At 52.9% G+C, this 20312-nt stretch carries 13 protein-coding genes; 5 read left to right on the top strand and 8 right to left on the bottom strand.

Annotation, left to right across the window (positions count from 1 at the left end; all coding sequences use genetic code 11):
- Nucleotides 1-7: 7 nt before the first annotated feature.
- From dnaG to SH527x_RS17580, 3 genes are all read right to left on the bottom strand, one after another.
- Nucleotides 8-1897, bottom strand: a complete 1890-nt coding sequence (gene dnaG / locus SH527x_RS17590; protein WP_437191989.1) for a DNA primase — start codon at nucleotides 1895-1897, stop codon at nucleotides 8-10.
- A gap of 468 nt (nucleotides 1898-2365) precedes the next feature.
- Nucleotides 2366-4297: a GTPase domain-containing protein gene (locus SH527x_RS17585; protein ID WP_437191988.1), complete on the bottom strand. Its 1932-nt coding sequence runs from the start codon at nucleotides 4295-4297 to the stop codon at nucleotides 2366-2368.
- A 260-nt stretch (nucleotides 4298-4557) separates the two neighbouring features.
- Complete coding sequence (locus SH527x_RS17580) at nucleotides 4558-5757, bottom strand: DegT/DnrJ/EryC1/StrS family aminotransferase (RefSeq protein WP_437191987.1); 1200 nt, start codon at nucleotides 5755-5757, stop codon at nucleotides 4558-4560.
- 216 nt (nucleotides 5758-5973) lie between these two features.
- Here SH527x_RS17580 and SH527x_RS17575 point away from each other — a divergent pair, with 216 nt between their 5' ends.
- Entirely contained in the window at nucleotides 5974-7248 is a 1275-nt protein-coding gene (locus SH527x_RS17575; protein ID WP_437191986.1) for a putative sugar nucleotidyl transferase, read from the top strand.
- An 83-nt stretch (nucleotides 7249-7331) separates the two neighbouring features.
- On the opposite strand, the gene SH527x_RS17570 is transcribed toward SH527x_RS17575, so the two are convergent.
- Nucleotides 7332-7574, bottom strand: coding sequence for a hypothetical protein (locus tag SH527x_RS17570; RefSeq protein ID WP_437191985.1), 243 nt, complete (start codon nucleotides 7572-7574; stop codon nucleotides 7332-7334).
- Between SH527x_RS17570 and SH527x_RS17565 the strand changes: the two genes are divergently transcribed.
- Nucleotides 7573-8961, top strand: coding sequence for an aminotransferase class III-fold pyridoxal phosphate-dependent enzyme (locus SH527x_RS17565; protein ID WP_437191984.1), 1389 nt, complete (start codon nucleotides 7573-7575; stop codon nucleotides 8959-8961). The two genes, SH527x_RS17570 and SH527x_RS17565, sit on opposite strands and share 2 nt — an antisense overlap.
- A gap of 68 nt (nucleotides 8962-9029) precedes the next feature.
- The gene (locus SH527x_RS17560; RefSeq protein WP_437191983.1) at nucleotides 9030-10061 is read left to right on the top strand and encodes an arginine N-succinyltransferase; all 1032 of its coding nucleotides are present in this window, start codon (nucleotides 9030-9032) and stop codon (nucleotides 10059-10061) included.
- Between the two features lie 83 nt (nucleotides 10062-10144).
- Here the strand turns inward: SH527x_RS17560 and SH527x_RS17555 are convergent, their stop codons facing one another.
- A complete protein-coding gene (locus SH527x_RS17555) occupies nucleotides 10145-11218 on the bottom strand; it encodes a hypothetical protein (RefSeq protein WP_437191982.1) in 1074 nt (357 codons plus the stop codon).
- 733 nt (nucleotides 11219-11951) lie between these two features.
- Between SH527x_RS17555 and eno the strand changes: the two genes are divergently transcribed.
- Together eno and SH527x_RS17545 are read left to right on the top strand one after the other, a co-directional pair.
- Complete coding sequence (gene eno / locus SH527x_RS17550) at nucleotides 11952-13223, top strand: phosphopyruvate hydratase (RefSeq protein ID WP_437191981.1); 1272 nt, start codon at nucleotides 11952-11954, stop codon at nucleotides 13221-13223.
- Between the two features lie 179 nt (nucleotides 13224-13402).
- Complete coding sequence (locus SH527x_RS17545; protein WP_437191980.1) at nucleotides 13403-14128, top strand: lysophospholipid acyltransferase family protein; 726 nt, start codon at nucleotides 13403-13405, stop codon at nucleotides 14126-14128.
- Nucleotides 14129-14250: 122 nt separating this feature from the next.
- Here SH527x_RS17545 and SH527x_RS17540 read toward each other — a convergent pair whose 3' ends face one another.
- The 3 genes from SH527x_RS17540 to SH527x_RS17530 all read right to left on the bottom strand — a co-directional run bounded on the left by SH527x_RS17540 (nucleotide 14251) and on the right by SH527x_RS17530 (nucleotide 19765).
- Complete coding sequence (locus SH527x_RS17540) at nucleotides 14251-15276, bottom strand: DUF368 domain-containing protein (RefSeq protein ID WP_437191979.1); 1026 nt, start codon at nucleotides 15274-15276, stop codon at nucleotides 14251-14253.
- Between the two features lie 212 nt (nucleotides 15277-15488).
- Nucleotides 15489-16961 (bottom strand): tetratricopeptide repeat protein, encoded by a 1473-nt coding sequence (locus SH527x_RS17535; protein ID WP_437191978.1) that lies wholly within the window; start codon nucleotides 16959-16961, stop codon nucleotides 15489-15491.
- Nucleotides 16962-17830: 869 nt separating this feature from the next.
- Nucleotides 17831-19765 (bottom strand): serine/threonine protein kinase, encoded by a 1935-nt coding sequence (locus tag SH527x_RS17530; protein ID WP_437191977.1) that lies wholly within the window; start codon nucleotides 19763-19765, stop codon nucleotides 17831-17833.
- Nucleotides 19766-20312 lie beyond the last annotated feature (547 nt).

The following is a 20312-nucleotide window of genomic DNA, read 5'->3' as shown; positions in this document are numbered from 1 at the left end:
GAACTCGTCAAACGGATGTCCGTTTGTTCGCTCGTTTTTGGTGAAACTCAGCGGCCTGTCGCAGTAACGCTTCTTCCGTGGCTTCGTCGAGCTGGCCTGCTCCGCCTGCCTGTTGCGAGAGTTGTCTGGTAAGAACTTTCTGATCCTGCATCTCCTGTCGAAATCCCATATGAATCAGGGAATTCTTCACGAAGATCGGGCAGCCATCTTCATCCAGACCACTCTTCTCGATCTTGGAGGCGAGACCTTTCGCCACCGCCTGTTCGTCAATCCAGACGATCAGGCTTTTCAAATCCGGATCATCAATCCGCCCCAGCAGTCCTGCCAGGCTCAGGTTTCCGTTCTCTTCTGCCTCCCAAAAGCAGTAGTCCAGAATTGTACGGAAGACCGGGTTCGACAGTGAAATGTCATGTGCCAGTTGAGACACAAACTGAACTGCACCAGGTGCAGCCATGATCTGCTCAAGCAAGTCGCATTCCACTCGCTCTGCACTTGTTAAACGACCTTTGAAAATTTTCCGAACCGCAACATAAAACTCGCGTTCCTGCGACTCTGGCTGTTCCGGCGCCGGACGACTTCGCCCATGTTCTCGAATCTGACGTAACTGGTCTCGAACGACCTCTTCCGAAACTTGCAATCGCTGTGCAAGATTTGCAAGCAGTAATTGCTCTCGCAGTGTTCTTGCAAGATCCGGAACCTGTGCCAGCAACCCAAGCATCTCTTCCAGAATTCGCTGCCGGGACGCGATCGTGTCGCCACCATGCGTTGCCCGGACACATCGAAGCTGAAAGTCCCATGCTTCAGGTGCCTGTTGAGCCAGTCTTCGAAATTCATCGGCATTGTATGCCGCAAGAAATTCGGCAGGATCAAGTTTTTCCGGCAGTGTCAAAATTCGGAGTTCGACGTCCTGCGCAAGAAATCGCTCTACGGCCTTCCGTGCGGCGTTCTGACCGGCATCATCGCCGTCAAACACCAGCACCACTTCCTGTGCGAACCTCTTTAATGCTGTTACATGCGAATCAGTTAACGCTGTCCCTAATGTTGCGACGACGTTTTCAATCCCGGCCTGATGACAGGTAATACAGTCCGTATAACCTTCGACCACGATCGCCTGATTTGCTTTGCGAACTGCATCGCGTGCATGATCTATCGCATAGAGCAGACGGCTTTTGTGAAAGACGATGCTTTCAGGACCGTTCCAGTATTTAGCAGGCTCTGTACTGCCAGGAAGAATACGGCCCCCGAATGAGACCGCCTGCCCACGTTCATTATGAATCGGGAACAACACACGATCGACAAAGAAGTCATAGTGCCGTCCGTCGCGATCGCCAATCAGTCTGGCTTCTGACAGTAACTTAGCAGGATATTTCGATTCCGCCCGCTTCAGGAGCCAGGTCCAATCGTTCGGATGGTACCCCAGTCGATACTTACGAATCGTTTCTGCAGTAAATCCGCGATCATCCAGATACTTCCTGGCAGGCTCTGCTTCAGGAAGCGTAAGTAACGCGCGGTGATATTCGTTTTCCGCCCACTGCAAAACTTCAAACAATTTTGCACGACTCGCATCCTGATCCGGAGTTGATCGCGCGAGTGTCTGAGGAATTGGCACATTTGCGCGCCGAGCGAGCAGTTCAAGCGCTTCCGGGAACGTCACCTTCTCTCGTTCCATCAGGAACGTAAAACAGTCCCCCCCAGTCTGACACGACCAGCAGCGGAAGGTTTGACGATCAGGATAGACGTTCAGAGAAGGGTTTCGATCCTCATGAAAAGGACAAAGCCCGACATAGTGTCTCCCCCCATGACGCGGCTGCAGAGAGATTGACTCGCCGATCAGAGCGACAAGATCGGTCTGAGACCGGACCTGTTCTCGGAATTCTTGCTGAGTCTGTTGAGACACGGTGATCCTATGCAAAGAACGAGACCAGCAATCTGACAACCGTCCACTGCCAGCAGAGCCGCCGATCACGCACGACTCAATCGCATTGGACGTTGGCGACTCGCCCGAAAAGTTGCCAAGCCTTCCCGAACCACCTCGCCAAGCTTTGCGCAACTGCGCCAGCCGATACGAGTTGTTTCGTCGAACCACCACAAAGACAAGTGAACATTTGCTACAAGCAAAATGCCATGTGCCCTGATGCCCGATTCAGATCAACTCTACAACACGCCAGAAGGCGGTCAAATTTTCCTGAAGGAGTTCGGCGAAGTAGTGACCAGTGCAACCTATTGATCGTAAACAACTTAAAGAAAGTCAAAAAACACAATGTTCACGAAATGCAATTGACTGCTACAACCACTTCCTCGCAACCGACCTACCCAGACTGTCCCCCGGCGCTAGGGTGTCGCAAAAAGACTCGACACTTGGTTTTTAAGACTTTTGCAAAATTGAGGAGCCAGATAACCGCTGAAGATCGAGCACAATCTGCCGGACATTTCGACACTCTGGAAGCCCTTTGACCTGAGCTGCAGAAGCGAGTTCCGCAGGGAGTCCACGCAGGACCAGACGGTTCAAACGTTCCGAGAGCCACAAGGCTCGATGACGAGAATAAGAGGTGTGCAACTCACGGAATCGGGTCTCCAAATATCCGGCTCCCTGACCTGCTGCTCCGGCCAGAACTTGATCTCCTACCGCTGTCGCAACCGCCCCACCGGCAGCGTCTCCCGCGACGTGTAACGCTCCCTGCAGAAGTGAGTTCGTCACCACCGGCACCATCGCATCTGCAATCGGACCAGCCCCAGTCGCAAAGAGCGCCACGCTCACCGCTGGACGAGCAAACGCAGCCATCGCATCGACTCCCCGAAACAGCCGGTAATACTCTGGACTCTCTTCACGAAACCGCGACAGCTGCTGTTCCACAAACTGACTGATATCTTTTTCCAGATCGAGTTCCTGATGTTCGCGCCGCACTTCATCAATCACCGCAGCACGCGAGACACCAGAGAGGAGTTCAGCAATCTGATCACGCAACAGCGGATTGCCGACGTCCCGAATTCTCTCCAGTTGATTGAAGCCGCTTTCTAAAACATCAAGAACTGTTTGCCACTCCTGCTTCCGGTAAATCTCCAGAGGGCTCTCCACCACCTGTCTGCGCTGACGAATTAATGTCAGCGGAGCGGTGACCAGACTTCCCAGTTTCGAATAGAAACCATGAACACTTGCAGTCCAGCCTTCACGCTGCCGTCCCCACCATTCACGAACCTGCTGAATGAGCACGGAATTCGGGAGACTTGGCCAGCGACTCACCTCTGCCAGACGATCCGCTGTCAACAGCTGCAACGCATCTGCGTATTCGTTTGAGCGACGTTCAATCTCTCGCAACCAGGCCGGAATGCCGCTGTCATTCGAAACGACCTGATGCACTGCTCCGGAGAGTGATCGCTCCTTGATCTCTTCAAACTTCAATTGAGATAACTCGTCAATCAACAATCGAGGCGGACGCTCTGTATTGGGCCTTCCCGATTCATCCAGCGGCCAATCACGCTCATAAAATGGTAACCGGTTGTCTTCAGCAGCCCGTCTGTCATTGGGAGCGAGATAAACCAGATCAGGGTTCACTCCAGTCGCTTCACACCAGGTCTTCAGCCACATCGGCCAATACTCTTCATCCTCAGGAAGAAGACATTGATTGAACACGACGATAATCAATTTGCCTTCGTCGGCGGCACTCCGGAAGAACGTTTTAATAGCCGCATCGTTGTATTTCTGCTGGGTCAACACGGCGATCAGCACATCTGCACTTTGACGAAGATGAGCTGCCCGTTCCCAATTCACGACGGCCACGCTGTCGACGTCCGGTGAGTCCAGAATCACCAGATTTCGCGGAGTACGTTCCGTCACTCGATAGAACAACAGGTGGCGAAGATCTTCCTGCAGAGGCTGCTCCGGCTGATCCCATCGCACCGTCTCGAAGCCGGGAAACAACGCCGACACGTTCGCGGTCTCTGACAGCGTCGGGTGAATTAAAGCCGTTGGATGCTTCGTCCCGGACGCCATCGGACTCGTCGCGCTGATTCTTCCCCCGGCAATATGGTTGAAGATGACACTCTTACCAACGTTCGTTCCCCCGACAACTGCGACCACCAGATAAGGACACTCCCCCATCTGCGGTTGTAATTTTCTGGCCAGCAGCTCGAACCATTCTCGCCCTTCAAGCGGCGGCAGATTCAATTGACGCGAGACCTCCTCCAGACGACGAACGGAACTGCTCAGCTGCTGAATCAATTGTTCAGTCTGACCACCTGCGCGACCGGCAGAGTTGCTGTCAGTTTTGTTGACGGGGTGACTGTCAGGAGAGGACATACGGGCTCAACATCAAATTCAGTGAAATCAAAACAGAAGATGTACTGGATCCGGTCGATACTCGGCCACACAGCAGCCTTCTTGGGAGAGCGAACCGGTTTAGTTTACACCAAGCTGGAAATGATGCAGGGAGGAAACCGGGATTCACGCAGATTCTCAAGCGAGACGCCTGCGTCCACGCGATTCTCTTCAAACGAAAAAACCTCGGAACTCTTGCAAGCTCCGAGGTTCGAATTTGAATCGCAATTGTCGCTGATGCGTTAAGCAGCACGTCGAACAGGCTGAGAAGTACGAGTTTCGACTTCGGACATGACCTTTTTCAAGGTCATGACAACGCGTTCCTGACGGGCAACGCCCAGTTCAGCAAAGATCGGCAGTGCAATGGTTTCGTTGGCAGCAAGTTCTGCTTCAGGCAGCTCGCCGACACGATATTGCAGGCTTGAGAAGCATTCCTGCAGGTGCAGTGGCTTTGGATAGTAAATGGCACATCCAATGCCTTGCTTCTTCAATCCGGCCATCACTTCGTCACGCTTTCCATTACGAACGCGAATAACGAACTGGTTGTAAATGTGATGATGACCGGCCAACTCTGATGGCAGTTCAACCTGCTCACAAAGCCCCTGATCGCCCATCATTTCACGGTACCGAGAGGCATTTTCGCGACGAGCAACAGACCAGCTGTCGAGGTGTCTCAATTTCACAGCCAGCACTGCTGCCTGTAACGCATCGAGACGGCTGTTAAGACCGACTTCAATGTGGTTGTACCCACCAAAGTCTCCGTGAACCCGCAATCGTTTCAGGCGAGATGCGAGATCGCGATCGTCAGTTGTAATCAACCCGCCGTCGCCAGCTCCCCCCAGGTTTTTGGTTGGGAAAAAGCTGAAACAGCCCATGGTTCCGAGGACACCGGACTTACGCCCGTGATACAGCGAACCGATGGCCTGACAGGCATCTTCGATCACCGCCAGCTGATGCTTGACAGCAATCCGCAAGATCGGGTCCATGTCGGCACATTGACCATACAGGTGCACCGGAATAATTGCTCGGGTGTTCCGTGTAATTGCCGCTTCAACAGCGACCGGATCCAGGTTGTAGGAAACCGGATCAATATCAACAAAAACTGGACGAGCACCGCAGCGAATAATACAGCTTGCAGTTGCAAAGAAGCTGTATGGTGAAGTGATCACTTCATCGCCGGGACCGATGCCGAGAGCCATCAGGCTGAGCACAAGTGCGTCAGTTCCAGATGCACATCCAATTGCGTGTCTTGCGTCGCAGTATTCGGCAATATCTTTTTCGAACGTCTCGACTTCTTCGCCGAGAACGAACGACTGATTTTCGAAAACACGATTCACCGCTACCTGAACTTCGTCGCGAATCGTCTGATACTGCGCCACGAGATCGATCAACGGGACGGGTGTTGTGTCCTGTTGACGAGGGAGGGATAGAATTTGTGTCATTAGCGACTCCATTCGCTGACAGCGGTTGACTCGACTTGAAATCGTGGGCCGGGGAACAGTAGGTGTCGCCCGGTCTGCGTGTCAAGATGTGGCGATAATTTGGATTTTCCTGCAACCAATGGATCGGCATTCGTGGCCTGTGCAGATCATTCCAATTCTACTAAAGTTTGATTCAAATCAGGATTCGATTGATCAGACTGGCGACGGAGTGATGGAATGCGGCGGATCGCCTTCATCGAAGATCAACTGGCGAAACAGTTTTCGCCAATTTCCCTATTACGTCCCGTCTTCGAACTGCTCTGCGGCCATTTCTCTCTCAGGGAACGAATTTGCCTGCAATTCCCCAAATCAGAATGGGGTGCGTTGATCCGTCCGGAACTCTGCGAGGCGTATCAGGCCGAATTCCCCACCGCACACATCAACCAACCCGAATGGTTAGGGGCTAGTCAGGTTCTTCTGATCAATGGTCGCTGCCTGATCGACCCGACTCATCTCAAAAAGATCAAACCGGGAACAACGGCCTGCATTGGTGAGACATGGGCCGCAATGATTCTGGAACCAGATGACCTCCCGCGAGGGGCAGGCATCCCGGAACATGCTGAATTGGCGAAAATCGCTCTACAGAAGAAAAAGGTCACGGTCCCCGGAACGGTCCTCCAATTTCCCTGGGACCTGATTTCCCAGAACGCGAGATGGCTCGCGATCGACTTCGCAACCCGCCTCCGAACTTCCGCGTTTTCGACCACTGACTCGCGCATCGCCATGATCGGACCAGCGGATCAGGTCCATATTGATGCCACCGCCCGACTCGATCCTTTTGTGGTGATCGACGCCACATCAGGTCCCGTCTGGGTCGACCGCGACGTACGCATTCAGGCGTTCACCAGAATCGAAGGCCCAGCTTACATTGGCCCAGGGACACAACTCTTCCGCGCGAATATTCGGGAAGGCTGTAGCTTCGGGCCGGTTTGCCGAATTGGTGGCGAAATAGAAGAGTGCATCTTTCAGGGATACTCAAACAAGTATCACGACGGCTTTCTTGGTCACAGTTATGTTTGCCCCTGGGTCAACCTCGGTGCGTTGACGACGAACAGTGATCTCAAGAATGACTACTCTGCCGTCAGCGTGCCGCTGCAAGGAATCAAGGTCGACACCGGCTCGACCAAAGTTGGTAGCTTTATCGGCGACCACACCAAAACGGCTCTGGGCAGTCTCTTTAATACAGGCTCGTCAATTGGTGTCATGAGTCTGGTCCTGCCCGGAGGCGAATTGCTTCCGAAGCACATTCCCTCTTTCAGCAGGATCTGGCACGGGCGGCTCGACGTTCTTCCGGATGGATGCGAAAGCGGAATTCAAACCGCAAAAATCGCAATGTCCCGTCGCGGGCGTCAACTTTCCGCTGAAATGGAACGCTTGATCCGAGCCACGTTCAATGCGACAGAATCTGAACGAGAGATCGCATTCGAACGAATTCGTAGCGTTCAGCCGTAATCTCCTCTGAATCCGCTCCCAAAACAGACGTCGACGTCTTCTCTCAGATTTGTATTCAGATTTGTCAGTTGCAGTAAACCGCTCTATTTCGCCCTCCGGACCAAGGTAAAATAGACTGCAGAGGAACTCAGCCCCGGCAGGAGTCGGTCGTCGTACCAGATGGGAATGGCTGGAAGTCCGGTTACTCTTCCGCGGTTCGACGTCAGACTCGCCAGAGAATGTTGTCTCGCCTTCACTGCGAACATGCGGCAGGCAACAACATTCCATCTCAGTTGCTGGCGCTGGTTCTGTTGAATCTGATTCCAGTCAGGAAGAGGGGAAACCATGTCTCAAGATCAGCTGGTTGCCGAACAGTTTTTGAGTGATCCCCGCATTCATCAGGCACAGGCTCTACTCCACGCGGCACTCGCTGATCATCAGGCCCAGATCACCGGTCCACGCCCTCCGACCGGGTCTCGGCGAGCAACATATGCAGCACTCGTAAAAGAGTTCGAATCCTTGCGCGGCGGCACACTCTTCTTTCCCTATCTGGGAAGTGGTTTCGGTCATGGGGCGCTGGTTGAACTGGCTGATGGCAGTGTGAAGTACGACATGATCTCCGGGATTGGTGTCCATTCATTCGGGCACAACAATCCTCATCTGCTCGACGCCGGATTCTTTGCCGCGCTGCAAGATACGGTGATGCAGGGAAACCTTCAGCAATCCGATCAGTCCGTGTTGTTCTGCAGAGAACTGATCAAGCTCGCATCAGAAACGAACGCTCCCATTCAACACTGCTTTCTCAGCACGAGTGGGGCGACTGCAAATGAGAATGCGTTGAAGATTCTGTTTCAGGCGCGCGCACCTGCGAACCGAATGCTCGCGTTCACAAACTGTTTCTCCGGGCGGACACTGGCGACATCGCAACTCACCGATCGGGCGAAGAATCGCGTCGGACTTCCTACGGTGATGAACGTTGACTACGTCCCGTATTTCGATCGCAACGAAGCGTACTCAAGTACAAAGCATTCGATTGCCCGATTGAAGGAACATCTTGAACGCTACCCCAATCTTCACGCGGGAATGATTCTGGAACTCATTCAGGGAGAAGGAGGCTACTACACGGCTCCGGAAGAGTTTCTGGAAGCGATTTGCCAGACATTGAGAAGTCACAACATTCCCATCTGGTTTGATGAGATTCAAACGTTCGGCCGCACGACTCGCACATTCGCCTTCCAGCATTTCGAACTCGATCAATATGCCGACGTCGTCACCGTGGGAAAGCTGACGCAGGTTTGCGCGACTCTGTTCCGCGATGAGCTCACCCCCAAGCCGGGTCTCATCAGCCAGACATTTACAGGAGCAACAGCTTCAATTCAGGCCGGGCTGACGATCCTCAAACTGTTGCAAACCGGAAATTATCTGGGATGTGACGGGAAAGTTGCCCGACTCCACAATCGCTTTGCAGAACACTTTCACATTTTGCACCACAAGTTCCCTGACCGGTTTCACGGCCCTTGGGGACTCGGGGGAATGCTGGCTTTCTCGGTTCACGACGGAAGCGAAGAGAAGAGTAAACGATTCCTGCTCGACCTGTATGAAGCAGGAGTCATCGCGTTCTTGGCAGGTGCAAAGCCGACACGTATTAGAATGCTTCCGCCATTTGGAACAATCAATGAACATCAGGTCGATGAGGTCTGTTGCATCATCGAAAGTGTGCTTCAATTAACATAAGAGTTGACATCACATTGGGAACGACCTGAGCGCCGAAACCGACAGCAAGAGGAAACAGGAGCCATGCCATGTTCGTCATCCGACCAGTCCAACTCGCCGACTTGAATCACCTGCTGGAACTTTCCGAGTTAACCTCGTTCGGCCTGACGACACTTCCCAAAGATCGAAACCTGCTGGAAAAGCGAATTAACGAATCGCTGCGGTCCTTTCGCAACCTCGACCGTGACTCTCCATCCGGTGACGCCTTCCTCTTTGTCATTGAAGACCTGGCTAGCCGCAAAGTGCGCGGCACATGTGGAATCATCTCCAAAGTGGGTGGCTTCGAACCGTTCTATGCCTATCGTATCGAGACTAGCGTTCACGACTCACGCATGCTGAACGTCAAGAAGGAGATTCCCGTTCTCCATCTGGAAATGACGCACAATGGCCCCAGCGAAATTGGCAGTCTGTTTCTGCACCCGGACGCTCGACATGGTGGCAACGGTCGAGCGCTGTCTCTCTCTCGATTTCTGTTCATGGCCGAATACCCCAAGCTGGTCGATGCCAATGTGCTCGCCGAAATGCGAGGGGTCATTGACGATCAGGGACGCAGCCCCTTCTGGGACGCACTCGGGAAATTCTTCTTCGATCTGGAGTTTCCGAAGGCAGACTATTTAAGCATTGTGAACAAGGAATTCATCGGGGACCTGATGCCTCGTTACCCGATCTATATTCCGCTGCTGCCGAAGGAAGCTCAGGCAGTCATTGGCGAGGTTCACGAACTGACCAGACCAGCGAGACGGCTCCTGGAAACAGAAGGCTTCGTCTACAAGAAATTTGTCGACATCTTCGAGGCGGGGCCGATGCTGCATTGCCCGACGAGTCAGATTCGAAGCGTCAGCGAGAGTCGACGCGGAATCGTGACCGCCATCCACAATCAGGTCTCAAATGAAACAGACTACCTGATCTCTTCGCTGGCAGATGGTTTCCGAGCCTGCTGTGGGACGTTGCACGCGATGGACACCGGAATCGAACTCGATACCGAAGCGGCAATCGCACTCAAAGTGAGTATTGGCGACCCGATTCGCTATGTCACACTGCGAGACAATCACACGAAGTAACCAGGTTCCCCATCGGCGGTCGATGCCGGCAATTCGAAGTGCTGCGTACCGAGGGATTCAACATGAAGTTGAACCGACCGAGGTTACCAGTAGACACGAAACCCGATCGATCCGCCGTAGCCGACCAGCGAACCGTGGTTGTCGACTGTATAAGTTCTTGCCCCTGTTGACGTCACGCTGACACCGCCAGCTTGATCGGCTCCCAGAGCCACCCCGGAGAGGAAAAGAACTTCACCGCCCAGTACGAAATCGATGTAGTCTGTCAGACCAATAATCGTTTTCAAACCAAGATTTCCGGCGAAGGCGACACCAGTATCACTGGCCGCAAACGCCTGCTGATAGACGGAGTTGTCGATCCCGGATGTGGCAGCGGTCTCAATCAACTGGCCGTGCATCTTGTTCTGATAGACCCCTGCCTTCAGGGTCCCTTCAAGAGTGATCCACTCCTTCTCGATGAAGCGAAAAGCGAATGTTGTCTGAAAGCCGTTCAACTGGTTCTCGACATTCGATTCCAGACTGTACATCAGGTCGGCACCACTCACGATGCCGTCGCCTGCACCACCGATCCAATTCGCTCCGGCCATCGTCAGTTCGGCATCAGACAGCCCATTGATATGAGAGCCAGGTGTCAGCGAGGGATCAGATGAAAAGATTCCGTCGAGGCGGACACCGTTCTTTTCGTCGAGCTGAATATGACGGAAACCACCAGAGAGTCGCCAACGCCGGCCACAATGACTGCTGCCGACGTTGATTTCAGCATCACGATAATTGGATCGCGCGTACGTCGCAAATTCTGGAGTGGTGAACCGTTCGTTGATCGATTCATCCCCATTCAACATGCTCTGAGCCGCACCGGACAAGAATCCGTTATAGCTCAGTAAGTTCGGGGCCGGCACAGACGACGTTGGATCAAACGAAACGTCCCCACTCATCACGCCTGATTGACTCGTGGTCCAGGGATTGATTTGTGTGAACGATGCATCGACCTGCCAGTTTTCCAGAACAGAGCCGATTCCCAGGCGGTAGCCAGGTTCGGTGCTGAACGAACCGGTCGCAGTCGAAAGCGGATCTGCTCCCTCCACAAAGGGGCTCCCCCCGTTGTGATCTCGGTTCAGAAAAACCGCTTCGGCCTCAAAGAACATTTGGGCGTGCAGCAAGCCCGGACATCCTGCAAAGCAAGTCCAGACAAGCACTTTTGCGAAATGTGACACTTTGCCCATTGTAGTTCCCGGACCTGCCTGATCCTGCCTTAATCCGTATTCAGGATTGAAATTCAATCCCCCCATTCGGACATATCGCCTCAGCATCGTTCATCGGCAGTTGTTCCACGAAAAACAATCAAACCACAAAGAGCGGTTACGCACGATCTCAATCTCGTGCCGTAAAAACGCATCACACAAAACAAACAAAACACACAACATAGAGAACATGGAAACATTAGATCAGCAGAAATTCCGTCCTCGCAGCAAGTTCCAGCAGATCGTGGATCTACAAAATTAGATCCCCAATTCCAGACGCGGTCCGTTCTGCATTGACCGCGTTGAATGGGTTCGATCCACGAACGCCTCCCCGGAAACCTCGACTTCAACACTGTCAAATCCCACGAAAAATCCCCAACTAAACCCATGCGAACACACTGCTATCACACTGCGAATTTGATTCACCAGGACTTCATTATTTCAAGCAGGAAACAGATCAGCTTTCCTGAAGATCAAAGTCATCAATAAGCGTAGATATTGCCGGTTCAACCACGAACCGGGGGTGTCTCTGTGGCTGGGGATGTTTCTGTGTGCTAAAACGGGTCTATTCGCCATGAAAAGACGGAGAGCGTCTGCGCCGAGTGTCGGTCCGGCGAAGCATCAGAAGTAAATGATTGAAGGACGATACCTAATGAGTGTGGCAATTCTGACAGTTCACGGTCGGCAGATTCTGGACAGCCGAGGCAACCCAACAGTTGAAGTGGATGTCGAACTGGAAGATGGCGCCGTAGGCCGTGCCGCTGTTCCAAGCGGAGCAAGCACCGGCGCTCACGAAGCCTGCGAATTGCGAGACGGCGATAAGTCCCGCTTCCTGGGCAAAGGGGTTATCAAAGCTGTCGCCAACATCAACGACGAACTCGACTCCCTGCTCTGCGGCATGGACGCGTTTGATCAAGGCGCAATCGATCGCCTGATGATCGAAGCAGACGGCACTCCAAACAAGAGCCGCCTTGGTGCCAACGCGATTCTCGCCTGCTCAATGGCAGTCGCCCGCGCTGCTTCCGCCAGCTGCGGATTGCCGCTGTACCGTTACCTCGGTGGAGCTGCAGCAACTCGCCTGCCAGCACCAATGATGAACATCATCAACGGTGGAGCCCACGCAAACAACGGTATCGACCTGCAAGAATTCATGGTCATGCCACTCGGCTTCTCGACTTTCTCTGACGCTCTTCGCGCCGGAACAGAAGTCTTCCATAGCCTGAAGAAAGTGCTCCACGACAAAGGCATGAGCACCGCCGTCGGGGACGAAGGGGGCTTTGCTCCAGACCTGAAAAACAGCGAAGAAGCGATTCAGGTTATTCTCACCGCCATCGAAAAAGCTGGTTACACACCAGGCGAGCAGATCAAGCTGGCTCTCGACTGTGCTGCAACCGAGTACTATGACACAGCCAAGAAGATCTACACCGTCGAAGGCAAAACCTACGACGCTGCAGGCATGGCTGACATGCTCGCTGACTGGGTCGCAAAATACCCAATCTGTTCCATCGAAGACGGCTTCTCAGAAGACGACTGGGACGGCTGGAAGCTGCTCACCGACAAAATCGGCGACAAGTGCCAGCTCGTGGGCGACGACCTGTTCGTCACCAACAGCAGCCGCCTCGCACAGGGGATCGAAAAGGGCATCGCCAACAGTATCCTCGTGAAGGTGAACCAGATCGGCTCACTGACCGAAACCATGCAGGCTGTCGACCTCGCCTACAAGAACGGCTACACCGCCGTGATGAGCCACCGCTCAGGCGAAACCGAAGACACCACGATCGCCGACCTCGCCGTGGCTCTCGGCACCGGCCAGATCAAGACTGGTTCCGCCAGCCGAACAGACCGTATCTGCAAGTACAACCAGTTGCTTCGCATCGAAGAACTGCTCGGCCCAGGTGCAGTTTACGGCGGCACTATTTCTTAATGCCCTGTTTCTGAAGGCACAGTCGCCTGATGACTTCAGGTTGATTGAAGTTTCGCGAGCCGCACCGACTCAGATGGTGCGGCTCGTTTCAGTTTCAGACCGAATTTGGGGTAGGTCGGACTGAAAAAATGCAGTAATCTTCCAGTTGTCACCCTCAATGGACTGTGGGACTAACTGTCGTGAAAATTCGAAACAAATTCCTGATCCGGATGCTGGCACGCGGATTGTCCGCTGGCTGCCGCATCCTGTATTCCACTTGCCGCCTCGAAGTGGTTGAGCTTGCCCCTCACATTACGCCGTACGGAATCCCGTATGGGGAATCGTACATCTATTGCAACTGGCATGATGGCATTTTGAATTCCCTGTTTTGCGGACGCACCGTCAAGATGGCCGCACTCACCAGTCGCCACGCCGACGGAGAGTATGTCGCTGAGGTCATGGAAGCGATCGGCATCACGCCGATTCGCGGGTCCAATAACCATGGTGGAACAACTGCCGCAAAACAACTGATGTCTGCGGTCTCAAAACATCACATCACCATCACCACCGACGGCCCGCGCGGCCCGCGACGTGTTGTGAAGCCAGGTGTTGTCTTCCTGGCCAGCCAGACCGGCCAACGCATTATTCCTGTCGGATGCTCAGCAAAACGTGCATGGCTCCCCAAAGGACGCTGGACCGACCTGATCGTCCCGAAGCCATTCACAACTGCCTACGTGGTTGGCGAAGTCCCGCTGGCGGTTCCACCGAACCTGACCAAAGAGCAGTTAGCGCCTTACGTCGCCGAACTGCAGCGACGAATGGACTCGGCACAAGCATTGGCTGATGATCTCGCCCAGGGGCGAAAGTCTCTTAAAGACGTCCGTCAGTTGGAGGACTCCCCGATCAGTCATTCACGAGCCGCCTGAAACTGCACCGCAGATCGGTATCGCTGATCGGCGTCCATAAATGAAATTTGGCTCGCACGTTGTGACTGGCCTCTCTTGAAGAACAGTCAACACGGCGAGCCAACAACAATCGACAAATCTTCTCAGGAAGTGCTTTCCCCGACCAATGGGTCGTCGTGAAGCACTTCTTTTTCATTAGAGAGTGCCAGGTAATCCAGCAACAGGGTTCCGCCGCCGGCGATGACGACCAAGGCGATTCCCATCCAGAATGTCCCGTCAAACTGCATTTCGTTGAAGGGAATCGGTTGGAAATCCTTGTGCTTGAACTCCGCGATTTCGGGAGTCATGTCTCGCTGAAACGGCCAAATTTTATAGAGCGATCCAATCTTGAACCCGCAGAGTGCGGCCATCGTTGCAGATCCATGATGTTCCATCAGCCACTTCAGGAACTTGCTGCACCCGACAAGACCAAGAAAGCATCCAACGCCAAATGCCACTAAAACGGCAAAGTCGTCGCCTGTAATATTGAGCTTCGTGGCGCGATCAATCACCCCGGTCAGATCGTGGTACTTCCCCATAAACAGCAGAATAAATGCTCCGCTGATTCCCGGAAGAATTAATGCGCAGATCCCAATCAGACCGCACAAAACAATATACCAGAGTGACTCCGGTGGATGAGTCAGGGCCGGTTGAAACACCATCCAAAGTGCCAATGCAGTTCCAGCAATGATCGACAGAATTTCCGTTGCAGTCCAACGCTCGACGAGTTTGGCGACCATCCAGCAGGACGCCGCAATCAGTCCGAAGAAGATCGGCATCATGATCTCGAACTGATGCTCGACCAGATAGTGCATCAGCTTACCCATCGATGCGATTCCGCATCCGACGCCGAGCACCAACGGGATCATGAACTTCAGATCCAGGCGTTTGCTCGCCGCGAGCCATTGTCCTTTGAGGATCATCGCCAGCAAGGTGGCGTCGACATTGCTGATCGCCGTCACAATACGCTGATAGATTCCGACAATCAGGGCAATTGTTCCACTATCGCCGCCGGGAATCACATTACAGATCCCCATGGCCAGCCCGCACCCGAAATGTGCGAATGGCCGCTTTGGCGCCTCTTCAACTGTCGAAGGGCTCTGATCCGGCACTTGCGATTCCATCTTCATTGAGAACAATCCAAACAGTCGATTTCTGAACTGATCTCAACTCGTGCACAACAAAACATCATCACGAGAACAACGAAATTGGCTGACATAGTGACCGACGACATGAGCCCCTGCTAACAAGCGGCCCCAAGCGACTCGATCAAATACATCATGCCAATTTCAGCACGAAATCAGGGTGAAAGAACAGTGTAACAGATAGCTGACTGTACGAACTACTTCTCAATTGACGCTGGCATTGCAGCAGCTGCCGCTTTTTCCTTCACAACTTCTTCGTGCTTGACCTGTTCGATCACCATCGCACGTGGAGCGGCTTTATTCTGCTTCACGATCTCAGTATCGGTAAGCTGCTTTTCCAGTCCGGCTGCGAAATCCAGGTCAGCCTGTGCGTTCTTTTCGTCGCCGTTTTTCTTACGGAGTTCGGCACGCTGGCGATAGGTCTCAACAACCTGACGATCAAAACGTCTGGCAATTTCGTAGTCAGCGATCGCTTCGTCAAATTTCCCCATCGCAAGATAAGCATCACCTCGCAGGGAATAAGTCTCGAATCGACGCTCAGACTCCAGCGCAGTCGTGCAGGCGGCAACCGCTTCTTCGAATTTTTTCTGCTGCAGATTCATCAATGCCAGACCTGTCAGAGCCACGGCATTTTTCGGCTGCAAAGCAATCGCATTCTTCAATGAACGCTCGGCGTCTTCAGTTCGGTTCTGCTTCAGCAACAGGCGACCGCGTTCAGCCCAGGACTCTGCATCCCGAACATTTCTGGCCACCTTCTTGTTCACTTCTTCCATGGACGCGAGCCACTCGACAAACTGAGTATCCTCACTCGCTTTTGCGGCATTTCCCTGCAAACGCCAGGCTTCTGCTCGTGAAGCGTAGTAAGCGGCAAAATCCGGCTGCATTTCAATTGCGACGGTGAAATCCTGAGCGGCTTCGGCTCCTCGCTGCAGTTTCAAGTAACATCGCCCGCGATTTGTCACCGCGTTAATGTGCTTTGGATTCAGCTCAATCGCTTTAGAAAACGATTCGAGTGCCGTCTCTTCCTGATTCAACTGCATCAATGCAAAGCCACGATTATTGTATGCGTCGACATAGTCATTTCGAGCGCGCAACGCATTGTCGAAGTCTTTAACCGCTTCCTCAAACTCACCCTGAGCAATGCGGCAAAGTCCACGATTGTTGTACGGCTGCGGATAATTCAGATCGAGACCGATGGCGTCGCTGAAATCCTGAATCGCGCGATCATGCTGTTGTGTGACCAGCAAGAAATATCCACGAGTATTCAGCAGTCGGGCATTCTGCGGATCGATCGCCAGCGCTTTGCTGATATCCGCGATTGCTTCGTTCAGCAACTTGGCTTCAGAGAGAATCGCAGCGCGTTTGACATAGGCTTCGGATCGCTTTGGATCCTGCTTGATCGCCTCTGTCAGCAACTGTACCGATTGTTTGGGATTCTTCGCCTGAAGTTGCGTTTCCGCGTCGCTCAGCAGTTCTTCATAAGTCCGAACCGGCATCGCTGGAGCAGCGGGGATCGCCTTGGCTGCAGCGCTTCCCTGTTCAGTAGAGACTGTCTGGGCACTTGCCCCCTCTGCCGCAGTTGAATTCACAGCTGCTGGTGGAGTTGAAGATGCGCCTCCGCACCCTGCGAGAGAACCAGCAAGAATAATAGTCAGCGGCCAACGCTTCATAGCTCGTTCCAATCCATTGGTGCGAGTAAGCCAGAAATCGACTTATTTCCAACAATGCTGCCAAAAAATTCGCTCCGGTTCCTTCCGGAAGCGGACTTTTAATCGTTGAACCACAAATTGGTCAATGTGAGTCCCGGAACTGGAGTTGCCAACATCTCGTGACCACTTCCAATCCAGGTCGAACATTACGGAATCAGGGTGAGCTGGCGACGATTGACCGAAGAAAGCGTTCAGAAAAATGATCTGCAGAGAGAGGCAGAGCGTTTCAGTTTCTTAGCAAGAGCGATCAGATCGGAGCTGAATGATCTACCGCTGTCGAATCTGTCGCACAAGTCGATAATCACACGCGACGAATCGAATCCAGAAAAGAGAGGCAGCCACCGGACGGGCCTGACCGGTGGCTGCTCAAGTTGCTGTCAGTGCGGGCCAACGCTGACAGCATCCCCATTTTCACGCGTGTCGTACAACTCTGCAAGTGGTTTTTACGACTATTTCGTACACGAACTATATTCGCCGACTTTGAATGTAAGAAACACCCCAACTTCTCGAACCTTTCCTCCCAGGCGAAACAAACGCCCGATCAGACACAACCTGAAGACTCCAAAGAACGAAATAAACGTAAAAACCAACAAAGCGCTTACATAACATCAACAGACTTTGACTTGACCACATAGAGAGCAGGGAGACTGCATAATCGCCCCAACCGGCAGGCGAGTCTCAATTTTGAGATTCCCACAAAGGTCGTCGATAAACCGTCGATTCAGGCTCACGGCGACTGAGACACTGCGCAGAATTCTCGATAATCCGGCGAAACACTTGTCGCTGGGAACGTTACATCGCCAGCTTGCAGATGAACGGCAACATAGGAACTATTTCTTTAGGAATGCCATTCCGGTGACCTTTCCATGATGGCGTTCGGCAATAAGTTGAAACTGCCGCATCAGCTCTTTCACGGACTGCTCCCCTGATGTTCGCGAGATGGAGATTGGCAGACCAAAGCCCCTCCCCTGATCCTCCAGCCGAATCCCTGCCCCATCCATGAGAAGGATCGAGTACTCAGGGAGTTCGACACCCCTTGGGATCGCGTTGACCGCTTCGATTTCTTCCACAACCGGCCCAACCGACTCGGCGACACAGAACAGCAAGACTTGAACGGATCTGGCTCCCTCTAATGGAAGTACGCTGCCGCGATCAGGGACAGAGAGTGTTCGCACCTGATCCGCTGCGTTCCACTTCCCTAAGGTCAGCCCTCCATGATCAACATCGAAATGAAGTAATGCGCCTTCCATGCCGGGCGGCAGCAGCATACGAAAGTTCACCCCATCCCCACTCACAAGCGGGACGCGGTCTTGAATCGGTTCGAAATGATCTTTATTCCAGACAGAGACGACTAACTCAGGTTCAGATGAAGTGGCCGTTTCAGGAATCGCTGCGAGCGACGCCGCAGGAAACTGTTCCACTCGATTCGAACCGGCGTATTTCCAGCCCGTGTATGTCACCAGTCCGCAGAGCAGCAAACACCCAACTGCAACTGCCCTGCGTGACCTCCCGGAAAACTTCAATGCCGTTGCAAACTCACCGGCTGATGCAAAGCGATCCTGTGGTTCAAGCGCCATCGCACGCGTACAAAGTCGGGCCAACTGCAGATTTGATTTCTGCTTTTCCAGGACGTCACGATCCCAACCGCCAACCCTGACCTTCTCCACAAGCTTGTGAAACGTCTCTGCCCTGATCGGCGCGAGTCCTGTCAAAAGAAAGTACAGAACTCCCCCGAGAGCATAGATGTCAGTGTGTCGCCCGAGCTTGATTTCTCCATTAGGAACCTGCTCTGGAGCCATATATTGAAGCGTTCCGGAAATCTCCTGGTGTGGTCCACTCGACACCCATGCATTGTCCAGTTGAGCAATCCCGAAGTCGATCAATCGCGGCATTCCATGCTCATCGATGATGATGTTCTTCGGTTTGATATCGAGATGCAGCAGCCCTTGATGGTGGATGTAGTCAACAGCATTCGCAATGGACCTGATCAAGGACCTCATTTCGCGATCAGTCAGCTTCTTGAATCGGGTGTAGTCCTCCAGTGACTCCCCTCGCACATAGTCCATCACAATGATCGGGAAGCTGTCGACAACATCAACGTCATGCACACGAACCAGATTCGGATGATCCAGCGAGGCAAGTATCCGACCTTCATGAAGCAGGCTGTCAGCAACAGAAAAATGCTGATTCAGACGCACCTTGCTGATCTTCACAACAACCTGCCGGTGAAGTACAGGATGCATCCCCAGGTAGACATGGGCTTGTCCGCCAGTTCCCAGAGGAGACAGCAGAAGATAGCGTCCAACCGTTACTGGAAATTTCTGATCACCAATCAGTTGATGATTCGACGACCAAGGGGAATTCAATGCATCCAGAGGCGCCTGTGTCTGGAGGACCATGTCTTCCAGTTGCAACTGTCTTTGAATCGCGTCGCTGTACTCCGGAAAACGGCTCGCAAACATTTCGAATGAAGCGTTCAGCCCATATTGTTTTCGTAATAGATATTCATTGTAAATGAGATCAACGGCCGAATTTGAATCCTTCGGCGTTTCTGGAAGCTTATTGAGATACTCTTCGCACAGGCTGCGATCTCCTTCCGCCCACCGAGCCTGCATCTCCCGAACTAACGCACCGACCAGATTCGTCCCATCTGGATTAGAAACAACCGTTTCAAAGGCGCCTTTTCCTTCAGAGTGCGCCTGATCGGACGTCGAACCGCCTTGCTCCGAAGAAATATGGGCAAGCGTCTTTTCAGGAATCTTCATGGTCATTCCCACCACACAGACCGGAGCGTTCCACAATCAGGGAAACAGAGTTCTTATAAGAATCATTCGAGCAGTTTCCCCACCCTCTTATAAACGCATTTCAAGAGTCATCAGGACGGCAATACAGGCAAGAAGGTTACAGCTTCATCATTTCCCTTACGATACACAACACCACACAACCACTACACAACAGGAAACCCGCGTCTGATTCCCAAATACTGAACACGACAGCAGCAATAGTCTCAAGAAATGACGACAACGTGAACTTTTTGTTTTAACAAAGAACAGAACTCTCGCCATAATAATTTCACTTCAATAAGTCACCGAATCGTATTGAGAAATGAATTCTCGATAATTTGTGTCACAGGAAACCGTTCTCAGGAGCGAACGTTTCTTGAACTCGCTGCCCCTTCTTTCATGTCCATCTCAAGACGATCCTCCGTTTATTCGCTGGAGGCATTCGACGCACACAACGGGACAGAGAATTCCTGGTCCAATCAGTCGTCTGCGATCGCTCACAGCAATGCTTTGCTGTTGTCAGGCCGCT

This window comes from Planctomicrobium limosum, assembly GCF_051465645.1.
Lineage (GTDB): Bacteria > Planctomycetota > Planctomycetia > Planctomycetales > Planctomycetaceae > Planctomicrobium.
Note: the sequence above shows the minus strand (reverse complement) of the source record. Positions and strands in the feature narration are given on the sequence as shown.